General features: G+C 57.9%; 18 protein-coding genes. 14 read left to right on the forward strand and 4 right to left on the reverse strand.

Features of this window, described 5'->3' with window-relative positions; genetic code table 11:
- The first annotated feature begins 3 nt into the window (after positions 1–3).
- Positions 4–645: a 5,6-dimethylbenzimidazole synthase gene (gene bluB / locus J4721_RS12445; protein ID WP_102873433.1), complete on the forward strand. Its 642-nt coding sequence runs from the start codon at positions 4–6 to the stop codon at positions 643–645.
- A 150-nt stretch (positions 646–795) separates the two neighbouring features.
- Positions 796–1299 carry a ribosome maturation factor RimM gene (rimM, locus tag J4721_RS12450; protein WP_014876106.1) on the forward strand — a complete coding sequence of 168 codons (504 nt, stop codon included), beginning with the start codon at positions 796–798 and terminating at the stop codon, positions 1297–1299.
- A 12-nt stretch (positions 1300–1311) separates the two neighbouring features.
- Here rimM and J4721_RS12455 read toward each other — a convergent pair whose 3' ends face one another.
- Positions 1312–2352, reverse strand: coding sequence for a phosphotransferase family protein (locus J4721_RS12455; RefSeq protein WP_247656085.1), 1041 nt, complete (start codon positions 2350–2352; stop codon positions 1312–1314).
- A gap of 55 nt (positions 2353–2407) precedes the next feature.
- On the opposite strand from J4721_RS12455, the gene trmD reads away from it, so the two are divergent.
- The 5 genes from trmD (at position 2408) to xrtE (ending at position 6759) form a co-directional block, all read left to right on the forward strand.
- Entirely contained in the window at positions 2408–3208 is an 801-nt protein-coding gene (gene trmD / locus J4721_RS12460) for a tRNA (guanosine(37)-N1)-methyltransferase TrmD (RefSeq protein ID WP_027248507.1), read from the forward strand.
- A 302-nt stretch (positions 3209–3510) separates the two neighbouring features.
- Complete coding sequence (gene rplS / locus J4721_RS12465; RefSeq protein WP_014876109.1) at positions 3511–3882, forward strand: 50S ribosomal protein L19; 372 nt, start codon at positions 3511–3513, stop codon at positions 3880–3882.
- An 11-nt stretch (positions 3883–3893) separates the two neighbouring features.
- A complete protein-coding gene (rpmE, locus tag J4721_RS12470; RefSeq protein ID WP_014876110.1) occupies positions 3894–4115 on the forward strand; it encodes a 50S ribosomal protein L31 in 222 nt (73 codons plus the stop codon).
- 219 nt (positions 4116–4334) lie between these two features.
- A complete protein-coding gene (locus J4721_RS12475; RefSeq protein WP_014878849.1) occupies positions 4335–5144 on the forward strand; it encodes a division plane positioning ATPase MipZ in 810 nt (269 codons plus the stop codon).
- Positions 5131–6759 (forward strand): exosortase E/protease, VPEID-CTERM system, encoded by a 1629-nt coding sequence (gene xrtE, locus J4721_RS12480; RefSeq protein ID WP_211002769.1) that lies wholly within the window; start codon positions 5131–5133, stop codon positions 6757–6759. The genes J4721_RS12475 and xrtE overlap by 14 nt, the downstream gene beginning before the upstream one ends.
- A 36-nt stretch (positions 6760–6795) precedes the next feature.
- Here the strand turns inward: xrtE and J4721_RS12485 are convergent, their stop codons facing one another.
- From J4721_RS12485 to J4721_RS12495, 3 genes are all read right to left on the reverse strand, one after another.
- The gene (locus tag J4721_RS12485; RefSeq protein ID WP_211002770.1) at positions 6796–7107 is read right to left on the reverse strand and encodes a VPEID-CTERM sorting domain-containing protein; all 312 of its coding nucleotides are present in this window, start codon (positions 7105–7107) and stop codon (positions 6796–6798) included.
- A gap of 170 nt (positions 7108–7277) precedes the next feature.
- A complete protein-coding gene (locus J4721_RS12490; RefSeq protein WP_061048126.1) occupies positions 7278–8492 on the reverse strand; it encodes an adenylate/guanylate cyclase domain-containing protein in 1215 nt (404 codons plus the stop codon).
- 57 nt (positions 8493–8549) lie between these two features.
- Complete coding sequence (locus tag J4721_RS12495; protein WP_014878845.1) at positions 8550–8990, reverse strand: MarR family winged helix-turn-helix transcriptional regulator; 441 nt, start codon at positions 8988–8990, stop codon at positions 8550–8552.
- Between the two features lie 73 nt (positions 8991–9063).
- Here J4721_RS12495 and hmgA point away from each other — a divergent pair, with 73 nt between their 5' ends.
- From hmgA to maiA, 7 genes are all read left to right on the forward strand, one after another.
- On the forward strand, positions 9064–10425 hold the full coding sequence (gene hmgA, locus J4721_RS12500; RefSeq protein ID WP_014876116.1) for a homogentisate 1,2-dioxygenase: 1362 nt from the start codon (positions 9064–9066) through the stop codon (positions 10423–10425).
- Between the two features lie 104 nt (positions 10426–10529).
- Entirely contained in the window at positions 10530–11786 is a 1257-nt protein-coding gene (gene fahA / locus J4721_RS12505) for a fumarylacetoacetase (RefSeq protein WP_102873429.1), read from the forward strand.
- A gap of 11 nt (positions 11787–11797) precedes the next feature.
- On the forward strand, positions 11798–12748 hold the full coding sequence (locus J4721_RS12510; protein ID WP_014876118.1) for an MBL fold metallo-hydrolase: 951 nt from the start codon (positions 11798–11800) through the stop codon (positions 12746–12748).
- A gap of 154 nt (positions 12749–12902) precedes the next feature.
- Complete coding sequence (locus tag J4721_RS12515; protein WP_211002771.1) at positions 12903–14522, forward strand: FAD-dependent oxidoreductase; 1620 nt, start codon at positions 12903–12905, stop codon at positions 14520–14522.
- Positions 14519–14749, forward strand: coding sequence for a DUF2783 domain-containing protein (locus J4721_RS12520; RefSeq protein WP_014876120.1), 231 nt, complete (start codon positions 14519–14521; stop codon positions 14747–14749). Before J4721_RS12515 ends, J4721_RS12520 begins: the two co-directional genes overlap by 4 nt.
- On the forward strand, positions 14746–15288 hold the full coding sequence (locus tag J4721_RS12525) for a VOC family protein (protein ID WP_014878840.1): 543 nt from the start codon (positions 14746–14748) through the stop codon (positions 15286–15288). Before J4721_RS12520 ends, J4721_RS12525 begins: the two co-directional genes overlap by 4 nt.
- A gap of 51 nt (positions 15289–15339) precedes the next feature.
- The gene (gene maiA / locus J4721_RS12530) at positions 15340–16026 is read left to right on the forward strand and encodes a maleylacetoacetate isomerase (protein WP_211002772.1); all 687 of its coding nucleotides are present in this window, start codon (positions 15340–15342) and stop codon (positions 16024–16026) included.
- Positions 16027–16045 lie beyond the last annotated feature (19 nt).

Consider the following 16045-nt stretch of genomic DNA (forward strand, 5'->3'; position numbering starts at 1 on the left):
TTGATGAACATGCGGGACAATTCGTTTTCTGAAGACTTCCGCATGCAACTTGATCTGTTGATGCGGGTCCGGCGCGATGTGCGCCGGTTTCGCTCCGATCCGGTGGACGAGGCAGTGCTTACGCGCTGTCTCGACACCATTCAGCTGGCGCCCTCGGTCGGGCTCAGCGAACCTTGGCGGGTGATCCGCGTAGAAAGTGACTCAGCCCGTGCTGCAGCACTTGAGAATTTCGAGACCGCAAATGCCACGGCGCTGGCCGGTTTTTCAGAAGCCAAGGCCGAACGCTATGCCAAGCTGAAACTGTCAGGCATGCGCGAAGCACCTGTTCAGCTGGCGATCTACTGCGACGATTCCACAACAAAAGGTCACAAGCTCGGTGCTGGCACGATGCCGGAGATGCGCCGCTACTCCGTCGTTACCGCTGTGACCCTGTTCTGGCTCGCCCTACGTGCCGAAGGTCTGGGGCTGGGCTGGGTGTCGATCCTTGATCCGCAACAGCTGAACCGGGATTTGGATGTCCCAGCCGACTGGCAGTTGATTGGATATTTCTGCGTTGGCCATCCCGAGCGGATATCCAAAACGCCGGAACTGGAGCAGCTGGGCTGGGAAACCCGACGCAACGCATTGCCGATCGAAACCCGGTAATCCACTGATGTGGCGATTGATCCGGCTTGCGGTTTTTGTTCTGATCGCCTTTACCGCGGGTGTTCTCTATGAACGCAACTACCAAACAGAACGCTGTGGACTCGCAGGCGGTACCTGGACTGCTGAGCGGTTCTGCAAAGGATGGATTGAATGACTGAGCAGATTTGCGTTGGCGCCATTTCCGGCTCGTACGGGGTGCGGGGCGAGGTGCGGCTGAAGAGTTTCTGTGCGATGCCCGAGGATATTGAAGACTATTCCCCACTCAGCACAGAAGACGGCAGCCAGACCTATACGATCACCTTGGTCCGCGCCATCAAGAACGGGTTTACCGCCCGTATCGGCGGGATCGAGACCAAGGAACAGGCTGATGCTCTGAAGGGGATCCGGCTGTTCGCGCCGCGCGACCGTCTGCCGAGCCTGCCGGATGATGAATACTATCACACCGATCTGATGGGGCTGGAGGTTTACGACACCGGCGGAACACTGCTGGGCACCGTAAAATCAGTACAGAACCACGGCGCCAGTGATCTTCTGGAAATCACCATCCCCGCAGACAGTAAGACAGTATTGCTGCCCTTTACGCTAGCCGCAGTGCCAACTGTAGATCTTGCAGCGGGCCGCATCATCGCAGATCCGCCGGAAGGGTTGTTCTGAGGGCTTCAGCATTCACGCGTCAGCTTCCAATAAAGCGTCCAAAACATTTTGAGCACCGGCCACGACGTCGGTAGTGCGCCGGTGTTGATCCGATGGCCTCGCCGCCAGAGCGGACCACAGCTTGAACAGACGCCAGATGAAGAAAAACCGGAAAAGCGGATCAGCTGTCAGCCGCATACCGTATCCGTCTTCGAATGCCACCCAATCCGCACTGGCAACACCGCCGAAACCGGGCTGACGTCCGTTAGCTGCCAGGTGATCCGGGCAGTTGGATAGCCAAATATTTGCAATGTCCCGGTGGGGAAAAATCCCCTTGTGGTTTGAATAGTCGATGAAGGACACATCGGTGTCGGACATCATAACATTACGCAGATGCAAATCACCGTGTTCTACCGCGCCGCGAAAAACCTGCCCGCGGGCAGAACGTCCAGCGCGATGCAGCAACGCACACAGCCCTAGGAATCTTTTGGGTTTCAGGACGTGAAATTGCCCCGCCCGAACAGCTTCTGCCTGAGTTGAAACCTGTTTCAGGAATGATTTGGGCCAAAACCTTTGTTCTCCAACGTCCGATACACGGTGAAGCGCAGCAACAGCATGCCCTATCCGCTGAAGCACCTCTGCCCGGTCACCAAACCCGTACTCACTCAGCGATAGTGCGCGGTACGCTGTGTCACCCTCGGCAAACTCCATCAACACAACAACGCTGTCCCGATCACGCCACAATATCGAAGGTGATGACACACCTGGGACTGCGCTCAGCCTTGCCGACGCCTGTTGATGCCTGTCTAGAGACTTGAATTGCCCCGCGGCGTTGGTTTCATCAAACGCAGCTCTCAAAACATAGCGTTGCCCGGTTGCCGTTTTCACCTCCTGCACGCTGCGAACATGCTGATACCGGCTGTTCACCAGAAGCTGACGAAACCGGGCACCTTCGGCAGCCAGACCAAGGTCCGATGCAATGCGTGGCCAGAACGCTCTGGCGCGCGCCTGCACCGCATCAATTGCGGCCTGATACTCACGGGCAGTTACAATTGGGGGCATTTCCGAATTCATTCAAACACCAAAGCTTTTTATTGCGTGTCGTTCTAACTGGATTAAACAGCACCACATGAGTGCACAAAACAAATCTCACGGCCGCAAGGCCATTCGCCCCTCTTTCAAGCCACGCGAGCTGATGACTCCAACGCCGGATCTGGTCGGCGTTTGGAAGGCGAAAATCATGACCCTGTTCCCGAATGCCTTCCCCGGCATTTTGGGTGAAAGCCTGACCGGCAAGGCCCTGCAAGAGGGGCTGTGGCAGCTGGAGACGGTTGATCTACGCCAGTTTGGCATTGGAAAACACCGCAACGTCGATGACACCCCAGCAGGTGGAGGCGCTGGCATGGTGCTGCGGGCGGATGTGCTGGGAGATGCGATTGAGCATACGATGGCGGGCACTGTCGGCAATTGGCCGTTGATCTACCTGTCGCCGCGCGGTCGCCGGATGGATCAGGCTCTGATGCAGGATCTGTCACGCTGCGATGGTGTCACACTGCTCTGCGGGCGATTTGAAGGCGTCGATGAGCGCGTGTTGCAGCACTATGGAATTCAGGAAGTCTCCTTGGGGGATTTTGTCATGACCGGTGGCGAGATTGCAGCGCAGGCGATGATCGACGCCACCGTGCGCCTGATCCCTGGTGTCCTTGGCAATCAGGCCTCTACCGAAGAGGAGAGTTTTTCCTCCGGCCTGCTTGAACATCCGCAATATACCCGCCCGGCGGAATGGAAAGGGCAAACCATTCCTGATGTGCTGATGTCCGGCCATCACGGTAAAATTGCTGAATGGCGCCAGAAAATGAGTGAAGACATCACGCAAGCGCGCCGTCCTGATCTCTGGCAGGCCCACCAGGACCGTAAGAAAAAAGATTGAACGATCCGAAGGCAGCATCTGCGGTTCTCAAACACAGACTGTCCCCTTGATCCACCGATCAAACAAGCATAGAAGGCGTCTGTCTGGATTCGCTTTTGCGTCTATGGACCGCTGTTCTGTTGCATCATGAAATCCCTGACCCGCCTTCTTCGGCAATCTGGGGGGATGCACGATACACGCTTAGGAAAGAACGGAGTGATCTCTGGCGGGCTGCTATCTGCGGGACCCGATGAAGACCAAGAGCTCTCGCAACCGCGCAAAACTTCGTGGACAAAACCACGAGCAATTATAGGAGACCTGCGATGGACCTGATCGCACAGTTGGAGGCGGAACAAGTTGCCGCCCTGGGGAAAGAGATCCCCGATTTCAAAGCCGGTGACACCATCCGCGTCGGCTACAAAGTGACCGAAGGCAGCCGTTCGCGCGTGCAGAACTACGAAGGCGTCTGCATCAGCCGTAAAAACGGCTCCGGCATCGCCGGTTCGTTCACCGTTCGCAAAATTTCGTTTGGCGAAGGTGTGGAGCGTGTGTTCCCGCTGCATTCGACCAACATCGACAGCATCACTGTCGTTCGCCGCGGCCGTGTGCGTCGCGCGAAACTGTACTATCTGCGCGCCCGTCGCGGTAAATCCGCACGGATTGCAGAAGATACAAACTACAAAGCCAAAGCGTAAGGAGTGGTATCATGAAAGCCGACACCCATCCCGAATACCACTTCATCGACGTCAAAATGACCGATGGCACCATCCTCAAGATGCGCTCCACCTGGGGCAAAGAGGGTGACACCCTGGCTCTGGACATCGACCCCACCGTGCATCCCGCATGGACCGGTGGCTCCACCCGTCTGATGGACGCCGGTGGCCGTGTCTCCAAGTTCAAAAAGAAATACGAAGGTCTGGGCTTCTAAGCCGATCTGGTCTTATTTTTCGGAAAACGCCGCTCCTTCGGGCGGCGTTTTTTGTTGCAGCCCCAACGAACAAGTTCATTGCCCAGGTTCGCCCGGCAGAAACTACAGAGCCTAAATCAGGCCCTAACCTGCGGATATCGCGCTTCCCATCGATTCGTGCGGGCAGTATAGTCAGCCCAAGATGCGCAGTATTTCGCGCAGTGATTGGGGGAAGTGAACGTGGCGCATATTATTGTCGTCGGCAACGAAAAAGGTGGTGCGGGCAAGTCCACCGTCTCCATGCATGTGGCAACCACGCTGGCCCGGCTTGGGTACAAAATTGCCGCCTTGGACCTTGATTTGCGGCAGCGGTCACTGGGGCGCTATCTGGAGAACCGCAAGGCATTCATGGAGAAAGCTGCGTTGGAGCTGCCGTTGGTAGCGCTGCACGAACTGCCTGAAATCGACGCTGATAGCCTACAGCCGGGCGAAAATGTCTATGACCACCGGCTGTCTGCGGCGGTTTCCGAACTGGAACCCAGCAATGATTTCATCCTGATTGACTGCCCGGGATCGCATACCCGTCTGAGCCAAGTCGCCCATTCTCTGGCAGATACGCTGATCACACCGCTGAACGACAGTTTTGTCGATTTTGACCTCCTAGCTCATACCGACCAAAAGGGTGAGAAAATCACTGGCCCTTCCGTCTATTCCGAAATGGTCTGGAATGCGCGGCAACTGCGAGCCCAGGCCGGGTTGAAGCCGATTGACTGGATCGTGATCCGCAATCGTGTCGGCACCCAGCGCATGGTCAACAAGGAGAAGATGGAACGCGCCATTTCGATGCTGTCCAAACGGATCGGGTTTCGCGTCGCACCCGGCTTTTCTGAGCGGGTTGTCTTTCGGGAGCTGTTCCCGCGTGGACTGACGTTGCTCGACCTGAAGGACATTGGCGTCAAGCAGCTGAATATCTCAAATATCGCCGCACGTCAGGAACTGCGCGACATGATGAAATCGCTGAACCTGCCAGGCGTGGATGTCGATATCTGACCAAGCCCTCACCGCCGGCGAGACCGGGCGGGTCGTTCAGCGCGGCGGGCGGCGGCTGGTCCTGGTTCTTGGGCTGGCAGTTGTTGAACTGTTTATTATCATGGTGGCCTATCAGCTGCTGGCGAACGTGCATTGCAAGTTCACTGGCGTAGATCTTGCCTGCACAACTGTACGCTCTATCGCTGGGCGCTTGCTGGCCCTTCTAACTGTGCTTGGGCTGTATCTGATCCTGATGCGCAACGCATATCACGCGTTGACCGCAGCCATAGGACTGGCCCCAAGACGCCCCTCGGCGCTGGCCCTCAACTTTTCGGGGCTAATAATCGCACTTGTCCCGCTGGCGCTCTTTGGTCCCGCTGGGATCAACGCATGGATATCACCAACCCTGATTCTGATCTGCCTGGGTGGCGCCATAGCCGGGCTGGGCGGGGTGCTGTCACTTATGCCACTGCGAGCATGGCTGGTCTGGTTGCGCGGCTGTGGGTTCTCTTTGACCTTGGCGCTGATGGTCGCGCTGGTCATGCCTGATATAACCCGCATGATGGAGCCGATTTGGAATATCGAGGCGCTGACCTCGGTGACATTCATTCTGGTGACTTGGGTACTGGAAGTCTCCGGCGCGACGGTCTGGTCTGATGCGGCGCTGCATCTGATCCGTGTTGACGGGTTTTTGGTGGAGATCGGTGAGCCATGCTCCGGCGTAGAGGGTTTTGCGCTCGTGACCACATTCATGGGGCTATATGCGCTGCTGATGGGACGGGATATCCGTCAGACACGGTACTGGCTGGTATTGTTCCCAGCTGCGCTTCTGCTCAGCTGGGCATTCAACGTCGCACGTATCGCCATCCTGATCCTGATCGGCGCATGGATTGCACCGGAGCACGCAGTTAACGGCTTCCATAGTTATGCCGGCTGGCTGATGTTCACGCTGTTGGCGCTGCTGGTTCTGGCCATTGCGCATCGCTCTCGCTGGTTGCAGAGCAATCCGGAGGCGCTGGCCGCAGCTGCGGCTGAGCTGCCGCCGATGCGCGCTGATATGCTGCTCGCCTCCATCATTCCATTTATCGTGATGATGTTAAGCGGTGTACTGGTGTCCGCGATTTGGGCCAATCCTGCGCAAGGCTACCCGCTACGCGCGGCGATGATGGCCGCCGCTTTGCTCGTATTCTGGCCAGCCCTACGCCAGTTGGCATATCGACCACGGCCGATTGATATCGCGGCTGGCGCCGCGATCGCCGCCGTCTGGATTGTGACGTCTACGCCGGATATCAGCCGGGGCGGCACCGATGAGCGTGATATGCTCTGGGTTGGCACACGTCTTCTCGGGACCATGGTTCTAGTCCCGATTGTCGAAGAACTATTTTTTCGCGGATATCTGCTACGACGCATGGCGGGGCAAAGTCAGATTCTGCGGGCCGTCATCGCACTCCTCGTTACGAGTGCGCTCTTTGGTCTGATGCATGATCGCTTTGCCTTGGGAATGGCGGCAGGCGCCATATTTGGTGCGCTGTATCTGCGCGGAGGTGGTCTCGCTGCAGCGATAGTGGCCCATATGGTGGCCAATGCGCTGATCGCTTATGTCGCCTTTGCCACAGAAAACTGGGCCCTGATCTAGGCCCGGTTTTCCCTGACGTGATACGCTGTGACAGCGTCAGTTCTGTACGGATCGGCGACGGCGCAATTCCCAGGTCAACAGCAGCGCTGCCGCAACCGCAGCGACGGCGAGCAGACCTGCACTGACATCGATCTCCGGAACCGTCTGGCCACCACCGTTGCCATTGCCATTTCCATTACCTCCGCCGTTGCCCCAACCGTTGCCCCAGCCATTGCCCCACCCATTGCCATTGCCGTTCCCGGGGCCACCAGCATCCGGCCACTCACCCGCCGCAAAGGCTCTCGGACCGGTTGCGAGCCAAACAGCCGCTGTGGCTATCAGATGGGTCATGCGCAGTGTCAGTTTCATTGCGTCTTATCCTTGCTGCTCTGTCGCTGTCCGGGGTGACGCGTTGCGATTTTTTGACGAATCCCACTGGCCACACCCTTTTCTTGCTCTCAGCACTAAGGGAGAAAAATGCGAAAATTATGGCAAATTTTACCTTTCACAGAATTCCTACCCCAAACAGGCCGCGGAAATTAACCCTCGTAGATCGTGAACAACTCCACCGGCTCCGCGACACCGCGCAGCATATAGCGCCCCAACGAGACCAGATCGTGGCTGGTCGGCTGAGCTGCTTTCTGCACCTGTTCAGACACGATGATGCTGCGCCCGACGGAAGTGTGCATACCTGAGATTCGGGCCGTCAGATTGACGGTTGGCCCTATAACTGTGAAATCCAGCCGGTTCTCAGACCCAATATTTCCGTAGAGGATTTCGCCGGCGTGCAGTGCAAGAGTGAAATCCGCAGTTGGCACGCCTTGCGCAGAGCGCTGCATATTTCGATTGCGAATTTTCCCCTGTAGCGCGCTGGCGGCTGCCAGGGCAGCAGTCGCATCCTCGCCAATGCTGCCAAGATCGAACATGGACAATATACCATCACCCATGAATTTCAGAATATTCCCACCATGAGACTGGATCGTCTCAACAGCCAGACCGAAGTAATCGTTGAGCATATCAATCAGTTCGGCACCCGGAATTTGTTCTGCTAGCTGGGTGAACCCTTTCAGATCGAAGTAACAGATCACCGCATCAATCTGGCGGGAGGATCCGCGTTGAATTTCTCCCGACAAAACCCGCTGCCCGGCATCGCGCCCCAGATAGACCTGCAACAGATCTTTGGCCATCTGCTGTGCGGACGCCGCGCGCAACGCCAATGCCAGATGCGAATAAATCTGGCGGATCAGGGCCAGATCTGCATCTGTAAACCCCTCCGGGTGATCGGTCGACCAAGAGGACAATATACCCTCGCCCGGGCGCCGAGGGTCAAAGGGCGCGTCAGCAAAATCGCCGAACCGCTTTGCCAATGCAAAATAATCCGTCGCCCCGCGCTGCTTGAACTGTGCCAACGCCGGAAATCTCTCCAGAACATGGCCCGTCAGCTTACTTCGGAACTCCGGAACATCGCGTTCCAACATGTAGTAGAAAGTGCTGTAAAGCCATTCATCCCGCGGGGTATCGCTGTGTTCATAGAACTCATGCGACAGCCCGTCGGACCGCGTCCAGCTAAACCCGATACCACCATATTTCGGATGATAGGCGCGCTGTGCCAGATGGAAGCGCAGCAGAGGCACCCCGATATCGGCGAGCCTCTGGCAGAACCCCTGCAACATCTCCTGACGGCTGGCCCCTCGTAGCCCTTCAGCAGTGAGCCAGTCGATTATCGGCGTGGCGCGCGAAGCAGCATCCGTCATTATGCACGGCCTCATATTGTGTTGCCGGTCCAATCTGAGGCCTCGGCCCGGCGATGTCTATGGCTCAATTCCTGCAAGTTTGCGCAACATGTGGCGCAGCGCCGCACTTTCCCCGTCGCTGAGCCGCCCCGCGAGTTGACGGTCATAGATCGCAGCCTGCGTGCTCAGGTCACGATACGCGGCCTCACCTTGCGACGTAAGCTCCAGGTGCTCGGCACGACGATCTTTCTCATCGCGATGACGCAGAACAAAGCGACGTTCTGCAAGTTTCGCAACCGCCCGGCTGATCTTCGTCTTATGTATCTTGGCACGCTGGCCGATCTCAGTTGCTGTCATGCGACCGTAATTGCCCAAATGAAACAGCACCCGCCATTCATTGCGCAGCATTCCATAGCGGTTCTTGTAGTGCTTTTGAAACTCAAGCGAGGATTCCTCCGCAGCCCGGTTGAGCAGATACGGCAAGAAATCCTGCAGCGCGAAGTCATCTTTTTCATCCATGGGATAGAGCTATCCCTTGTTAGTTACAAAATCAACTATTACCGAAACAGAGCACACCAACAAGGAGCGCATCATGAATCACGAAGTCGATGCCCATGAAATGATCCAGGCCCCATCTCCTGCAGGGCCTCACACGGGTTATATGCCCGGATTTGGCAATGACTTTGAAACAGAAGCGTTGCCCGGTGCCCTACCGCAGGGCATGAACAGCCCCCAGAAATGCAACTACGGCCTTTATGGCGAACAGCTGAGTGGTACGGCCTTTACCGCTCCAAGCCATCAGAACGAACGCACCTGGTGCTATCGCATTCGCCCGTCGGTCAAACACTCGCACCGCTACGCTAAGATTGATCTGCCCTATTGGAAGTCCGCCCCGAACGTGGACCCGGATGTGATCAGCCTCGGTCAGTACCGCTGGGATCCCGTGCCGCACGGCACAGAGGGACTGACCTGGCTCACGGGTATGCGCACCATGACCACGGCAGGAGACGTCAACACCCAGGTCGGCATGGCGAGCCATATCTATCTGGTTACCGACTCCATGGTGGACAGCTACTTTTATTCCGCTGATTCCGAATTGCTGGTGGTCCCACAGAAAGGGCGCCTGCGGTTTGCAACCGAGCTGGGCATCATCGATATTGAACCTCAGGAAATTGCCATCATCCCACGCGGGCTGGTCTACCGGGTCGAAGTGCTGGACGGCCCCTGTCGTGGCTTTGTCTGCGAAAATTACGGGCAGAAGTTTGAATTGCCCGGCCGTGGTCCGATCGGGGCCAACTGCATGGCAAATCCCCGGGATTTCAAGGCCCCGGTGGCGGCATTTGAGGATCGTGAGACGCCTTCTACCGTCACAATCAAGTGGTGTGGCCAGTTTCACGAGACCAAAATCGGTCACTCACCGCTGGATGTCGTGGCCTGGCACGGCAACTACACGCCGGTGAAATATGACCTGCGGACCTATTGCCCGGTTGGAGCCATCCTGTTTGACCATCCGGATCCGTCAATCTTTACCGTGCTGACGGCGCCGTCTGGCCAGCCCGGCACCGCAAATATCGATTTTGTTCTGTTCCGGGAACGTTGGATGGTGGCGGAAGATACCTTCCGCCCACCGTGGTATCACAAGAACATCATGTCGGAACTGATGGGCAATATCTATGGCCAGTATGACGCCAAGCCACAGGGCTTTGTTCCCGGCGGCGTCAGCCTGCACAATATGATGCTGCCGCACGGCCCGGATAGAAACGCCTTTGAGGGCGCATCCAACGCAGATTTGGGTCCGGAGAAGTTGGACAACACAATGTCCTTTATGTTCGAGACCCGTTTCCCGCAGCATCTGACCCCATTTGCCGCCAATGAGGCACCGCTGCAGGATGACTACATCGATTGCTGGGCCGACATCGAAAAGAAATTCGACGGCACCCCGGGCAAAAAATAAATAGGGGGGGCGCTGCCCCCTCTGCGGCCCAAGGGCCGCATTCACCCCCGGAGTATTTCGGGAAAGATGACGAGAGCAGCGGCTCTCAAACAAAAGGATCACGCATGCCTTTGATGAAATCCTGGGTCTCTTCTGCCAATAGTACGGCCCACCCCTTCCCCCTGAACAACCTGCCGTATGGTGTGTTCTCTGTCGACAGTGATGATCCGCGCTGTGGTGTTGCGATCGGCGACATGATCCTGGACATGCAGGCCGCCGAGGAGACCGGGCTGATCCAGCTGGGCGATGCGCCGCTGTTCGACGTGCCCTATTGGAACGACCTGATGGAGGAAGGCCCCGCCGTCTGGGCTGCACTGCGCGACCGTCTGACCGCATTGCTGTCCGAAGGAGCCGCCGAACAGGACAAGGTCGAGCCTCTGCTGGTTGCCGCCTCCGCTGCCGAACTGCTCATGCCGTTTGCGGTGAGCGAATACACCGACTTCTACGCCGGCAAGAACCACGCCTTCAATGTTGGTACCATGTTCCGCGGCCCGGAAAATGCCCTGCCTCCGAACTGGCTCCATATCCCGATCGGCTACAATGGTCGCGCCTCCTCTGTGGTGGTGTCCGGCACCGATGTACGCCGCCCCTGGGGCCAGCTGAAAGGCCCGAATGACGACAAGCCACGGTGGGCGCCCTGCGCGCGCTTCGATATCGAGCTGGAAATGGGCGCCATCGTCGGCACCCCTTCCGAGGGGCCGATCACCGTTCAGGAAGCAGACGATCATATCTTTGGTTACGTGCTGCTGAACGACTGGTCTGCACGCGATATTCAAGCCTGGGAATATCAACCGCTAGGGCCGTTTCAGGCCAAGGCGACGGCCAACACGATCAGCCCCTGGATTGTGACCAAAGCGGCGCTGGAGCCGTTCCGCTGCGACACGCCGGAGCGCGAGGTGGAGCTGCTGGACCACCTGAAGGATTGCGGGCCGATGCTTTATGATATCGACCTGGAAGTCACAATGGCGCCGCAGGGCAAAGAGGCGACCACCATCGCACGCACCAACTACAAGGAGATGTACTACTCCGCCGCGCAGCAGCTGGCACATCACGCCACCTCCGGCTGCCCGATGAACGCAGGCGACCTTTTGGGTTCGGGCACCATTTCCGGGTCAACCAAGGACAGCCGTGGCTCACTTCTGGAACTCAGCTGGGGCGGCAAGGAGCCGCTGACGCTGGACACCGGCGAGGAGCGTTCTTTCATCGCTGATGGCGATACGCTGACCCTGAAGGGCGCGGCAAAGGGCGATGGCTATACCATCGGCTTTGGCGATTGCACCGGCACTGTTCTGGCCGCCCTTGAAGACCCCTACGCAAGATAAGGAAGACCACCATGGCAAAAGCTTTTGCGTCCCAAGGGGACATGACCGAAAAGAAGATCACCTTTGATGAGATCGGCGAGGGCCTGTATGCCTTCACCGCCGAGGGCGACCCGAACTCCGGCGTCATCATCGGCGATGACTCTGTGATGATCGTTGAGGCCCAGGCCACCCCGCGGCTGGCGAATAAGGTGATCGAATGCGTCCGGTCCGTGACCGACAAGCCCATCACCCATGTGGTGCTGACGCATTATCATGCTGTCCGCGTGCTGGGCGCATCTGCCTTTGGCGCGCAGAACATCATCATGTCGGATAAGGCGCGGTCGATGGTCGTCGAACGTGGGCGGGAAGACTGGGACAGCGAGTTCCAGCGCTTCCCACGCCTCTTCGAAGGCCATGAGAGCATCCCCGGTCTGACCTGGCCGACCACCACCTTCAGCGACTCGATGACTGTTTACCTCGGCAACCGCCGCGTCGACATCAAGCATCTGGGCCGTGCCCATACCGCAGGTGACGCGGTGATCCATGTGCCAGATCAGAACGTGATGTTCACCGGTGACATCGTTGAATACCACTCGGCCTGTTATTGCGGCGACGGGCATTTCGGCGACTGGGGCCGGACGCTGGACAATATCAAGGCCTATGACGTCGACGCCATCGCGCCAGGCCGCGGCGATGCGCTGGTGGGCAAAGAGATGGTCACTGCTGCCATTGAGAACACCCGCGATTTCGTCGAAAGCACCTACCGCCCTGCCGCCAAGGTTGCGGCCCGCAACGGCACCCTGAAAGAGGCCTGGGACGCGGTGCGCGCCGAATGTGATCCGAAGTTTGCGGACTACGCGATCTATGAGCATTGTCTGCCCTTCAACGTGGCGCGCGCCTATGATGAGGCCCGCGGCGTCGATACCCCACGCATCTGGACCGCCCAGCGCGATCTGGAAATGTGGGACGCACTGCAGGGCTAAGATCCAAGACCCGGCAGAGACCCATCTGGGGTGATTTGATCCAGATCGTGTCGTGCCGGGGCAATTTATGACAGGCTCTTATCCGATACCGGCAACCCCTGCCGGTACATGGGAGAGCTTTGCCCTACGGCATGTATTTTCGGGAGGAAACCAGATGAACAAGATCTTTGAAGTTCCCATGTACCCCTATCAGCGCAGCGAAGATCAGGACACAGGCTCCCCGGTACGCCACCCTGTCATCGTGATTGGTGCCGGACCTGTGGGGCTGGCCGCCGCAATTGATCTCGCCCAACAGGGGATTGGGGTCGTGGTGCTTGACGAGAATGACAAGGTCAGCTTCGGCAGCCGGGCCATCTGTTTTTCCAAACGCAGTCTTGAAATCGCTGACCGCCTCGGCTTCTGCGACCCGCTCGTGGACAAAGGCGTGCAGTGGAACCTGGGCAAAGTGTTTTTTGATGACCGCAAGGTCTATGAATTCAACCTGCTGCCGGAGAGCGGCCATGCGCAGCCCGCCTTTATCAACCTGCAGCAATATTACTTTGAGGAATATCTGGTTCAGCGGGCTAAGGCACTTCAGGCAGCAGGGGCCCCGATTGAGATTCGTGGGCGTAACAAGGTCTCTGCAATCGGCACCCATGAGGATCACGTCACGCTGGAGATCGACACACCAGAAGGGGCTTACAATCTTGAGGCAGATTGGCTGATTGCCTGCGATGGCGCGGGCTCCCCAACCCGGCAGATGCTGGGGCTCGATTTCGTGGGTCGGGTGTTTGAGGACAACTTCCTGATCGCGGATGTGATCATGGAGGCAGACTTTCCGACCGAGCGTTGGTTCTGGTTTGACCCGCCTTTCAACAAGGGGCAATCAGCACTCCTGCACAAACAGCCTGACGGTGTCTGGCGGATCGACCTGCAGTTGGGCTGGGACATCGACAAGGAACGAGAGAAGCGCCCGGAGAACGTGATCCCAAGGCTGAAGGAAATGCTGGGCGAGGATGTGAAATTCGAGCTGGAGTGGGTCTCAATCTACACCTTCCAGTGCCGCCGGATGGAAAAATTCCGCCACGGTCGCGTGCTCTTTGCAGGCGATGCCGCACATCAGGTGTCACCATTCGGCGCCCGGGGGGCCAACTCCGGTTTGCAGGACACAGATAACCTGTGCTGGAAACTGAAACTGGTGCTAGAGGGAAAGGCGCCGGAGAGCCTGCTGGACAGTTATGACCGCGAACGCGTCCATGGCGCAGATGAAAACATCCTGAACTCATCCCGTTCCACCGATTTCATCACACCGAAGTCGGAAATGAGCCGGGTTCTGCGGGACGCGGTTCTGGATCTGTCCGAACATCACGCCTTTGCCCGCCCGCTGGTGAATTCTGGGCGCCTATCCCTCCCCTGCACCTATGAGGGGTCGGCGCTGAATTCGGCGGATGCCTTGCGTGGGCCGCATCGGACCAGGCCGGGTAGCCCCTGCCCAGATGCGCCTACCCCGGACGGATATCTGCTGCCCCAACTGGCAGACCGGTTTACCCTGCTGACCATCGACGCAGAGGCCCCCGATAGCTTTGAAGAAGCGGGCATCACGGTGACGCGGCTCAACTTGTCGACCAAAGACGACACGACCAGAACCCTGCGCGAGCGTTACCTCGGCGATGAAACTAGTGCCGTCTATCTGATCCGTCCCGATCAGCACGTAGCGGCGCGGCGCCCGGCCTTTGACGAAAACCAATTTCGTGCAGCCCTGCGCCGCGCGATTGGCAAGGAGACCTCGGTATGAACGCTCTTAGCACCGATCCTGAACATCTGATTTTGGCCCCCAACATCGAAAGGGCCGATGACTTCTATGCGGATCTGCTCGCGGCCCATGAGGGGCTGACCAAGAGCCAAAGCGATGCGTTGAACGCGCGTCTGGTACTGGTGCTGGCGAACCATATTGGAACGCGCGCAATCCTGACACAAGCGCTGGCAGCTGCTGCGCTACCGCAAGGGGAGACTGACACATGAAAATCGAGCAAATCCACCATGTCGCCTACCGCTGCAAGGACGCCAAGCAGACGGTTGAATGGTACAATAAGATGCTGAACATGGATTTCGTCCTGGCGATTGCCGAGGACCATGTCCCCTCTACCCATGAGCCGGACCCCTACATGCATATTTTTATGGATGCGGGTAACGGCAACGTGCTGGCCTTCTTTGAGCTGCCGACCAAACCGGAAATGGATCGCGACCGCAACACCCCCATCTGGGTGCAGCACATCGCCTTCAAGGTGAAAGACCGCAACACACTGATTGAGTTCAAAGAGCATCTGGAAGCCAACGGGGTTGAGGTTTTGGGTGTGACCGACCACTCCATCTTTCACTCAATCTATTTCTTCGATCCGAACGGTCACCGGGTTGAACTGGCCTGCCCTGATCCCGAAGAGGAGGCTCTTCTTCAGCGCCTGAACGCCGTAAAATGGGATATGCTGGAGGACTGGTCAAAGACCAAGAAGGCCCCAAAACATGCCGACTGGCTGCATGCCAAGGAGCTGAACAATGTTTAGGCCTACGGGCTGTACTGTTGTCTATGACTATCGCGATGTAGGGGAACCGGAATGTCTGACGTCATATTATATGACTATTGGCGATCATCGGCCAGCTACCGGGTCCGCATTGCGCTGAACCTGGCGGGTATCGCCTATCGGGCCGTAACGGTCGATTTGGTGAAGGGAGAGCAGGTCAGCCCCGACCATCTGGCCCGCAACCCCCAAGGCCTGGTGCCTGTGCTGGAGATCGACGGACTACGGCTGACGCAGTCACTGGCTATTCTAGACTATCTGGACCAGACCCGGCATCTGGATTTATTGCCTCGCACTCCGGCAGAGCGCGCCACGGCTCAAGCCTTGGCTCACGCCATTGCCGTCGACCTGCATCCGGTCTGCAATCTGAAAGTTGCCCGCCATGCCAGTGGTCTTTGCACGGGATCCGCTGCCTCCCCAGCCGCGCAACCTGTCGACATGCCCGCCGACTGGATGCGACATTTCATTCGTCCGGGGCTTGTTGCCTTTAACACACTGCTGGAGGAACATCCCGTTGCGCCCTATTGCACTGGCGATCATCCGGGGCTTGCAGATCTTTGTCTTATACCGCAGCTCTACAACGCACGCCGGTGGGGGGTGAATTTCGATGATCTCCCACGTCTCGTGACGATAGAGACTACCTGCGCTGGGAACCCGGCCTTCGCGATGGCGCATCCTGACGCAGTTCACACTTTGGATCCGCCACAGAAGCAGACAGAATGATCCGCGCGCAGTCACACCG

This window comes from Phaeobacter sp. HS011 (assembly GCF_018101215.1).
GTDB classification, from domain to species: Bacteria; Pseudomonadota; Alphaproteobacteria; order Rhodobacterales; family Rhodobacteraceae; genus Phaeobacter; species Phaeobacter inhibens.

Excerpts from the sequence above, each read along its gene's own strand:
- bluB (WP_102873433.1), top strand. The coding sequence starts at position 4 with ATGAACATGCGGGACAATTCGTTTTCTGAAGACTTCCGCATGCAACTT.
- rimM (WP_014876106.1), top strand. The coding sequence starts at position 796 with ATGACTGAGCAGATTTGCGTTGGCGCCATTTCCGGCTCGTACGGGGTG.
- J4721_RS12455 (WP_247656085.1), bottom strand. The coding sequence starts at position 2,352 with ATGAATTCGGAAATGCCCCCAATTGTAACTGCCCGTGAGTATCAGGCC.
- trmD (WP_027248507.1), top strand. The coding sequence starts at position 2,408 with ATGAGTGCACAAAACAAATCTCACGGCCGCAAGGCCATTCGCCCCTCT.
- rplS (WP_014876109.1), top strand. The coding sequence starts at position 3,511 with ATGGACCTGATCGCACAGTTGGAGGCGGAACAAGTTGCCGCCCTGGGG.
- rpmE (WP_014876110.1), top strand. The coding sequence starts at position 3,894 with ATGAAAGCCGACACCCATCCCGAATACCACTTCATCGACGTCAAAATG.
- xrtE (WP_211002769.1), top strand. The coding sequence starts at position 5,131 with ATGTCGATATCTGACCAAGCCCTCACCGCCGGCGAGACCGGGCGGGTC.
- J4721_RS12485 (WP_211002770.1), bottom strand. The coding sequence starts at position 7,107 with ATGAAACTGACACTGCGCATGACCCATCTGATAGCCACAGCGGCTGTT.
- J4721_RS12490 (WP_061048126.1), bottom strand. The coding sequence starts at position 8,492 with ATGACGGATGCTGCTTCGCGCGCCACGCCGATAATCGACTGGCTCACT.
- J4721_RS12495 (WP_014878845.1), bottom strand. The coding sequence starts at position 8,990 with ATGGATGAAAAAGATGACTTCGCGCTGCAGGATTTCTTGCCGTATCTG.
- hmgA (WP_014876116.1), top strand. The coding sequence starts at position 9,064 with ATGAATCACGAAGTCGATGCCCATGAAATGATCCAGGCCCCATCTCCT.
- fahA (WP_102873429.1), top strand. The coding sequence starts at position 10,530 with ATGCCTTTGATGAAATCCTGGGTCTCTTCTGCCAATAGTACGGCCCAC.
- J4721_RS12510 (WP_014876118.1), top strand. The coding sequence starts at position 11,798 with ATGGCAAAAGCTTTTGCGTCCCAAGGGGACATGACCGAAAAGAAGATC.
- J4721_RS12515 (WP_211002771.1), top strand. The coding sequence starts at position 12,903 with ATGAACAAGATCTTTGAAGTTCCCATGTACCCCTATCAGCGCAGCGAA.
- J4721_RS12520 (WP_014876120.1), top strand. The coding sequence starts at position 14,519 with ATGAACGCTCTTAGCACCGATCCTGAACATCTGATTTTGGCCCCCAAC.
- J4721_RS12525 (WP_014878840.1), top strand. The coding sequence starts at position 14,746 with ATGAAAATCGAGCAAATCCACCATGTCGCCTACCGCTGCAAGGACGCC.
- maiA (WP_211002772.1), top strand. The coding sequence starts at position 15,340 with ATGTCTGACGTCATATTATATGACTATTGGCGATCATCGGCCAGCTAC.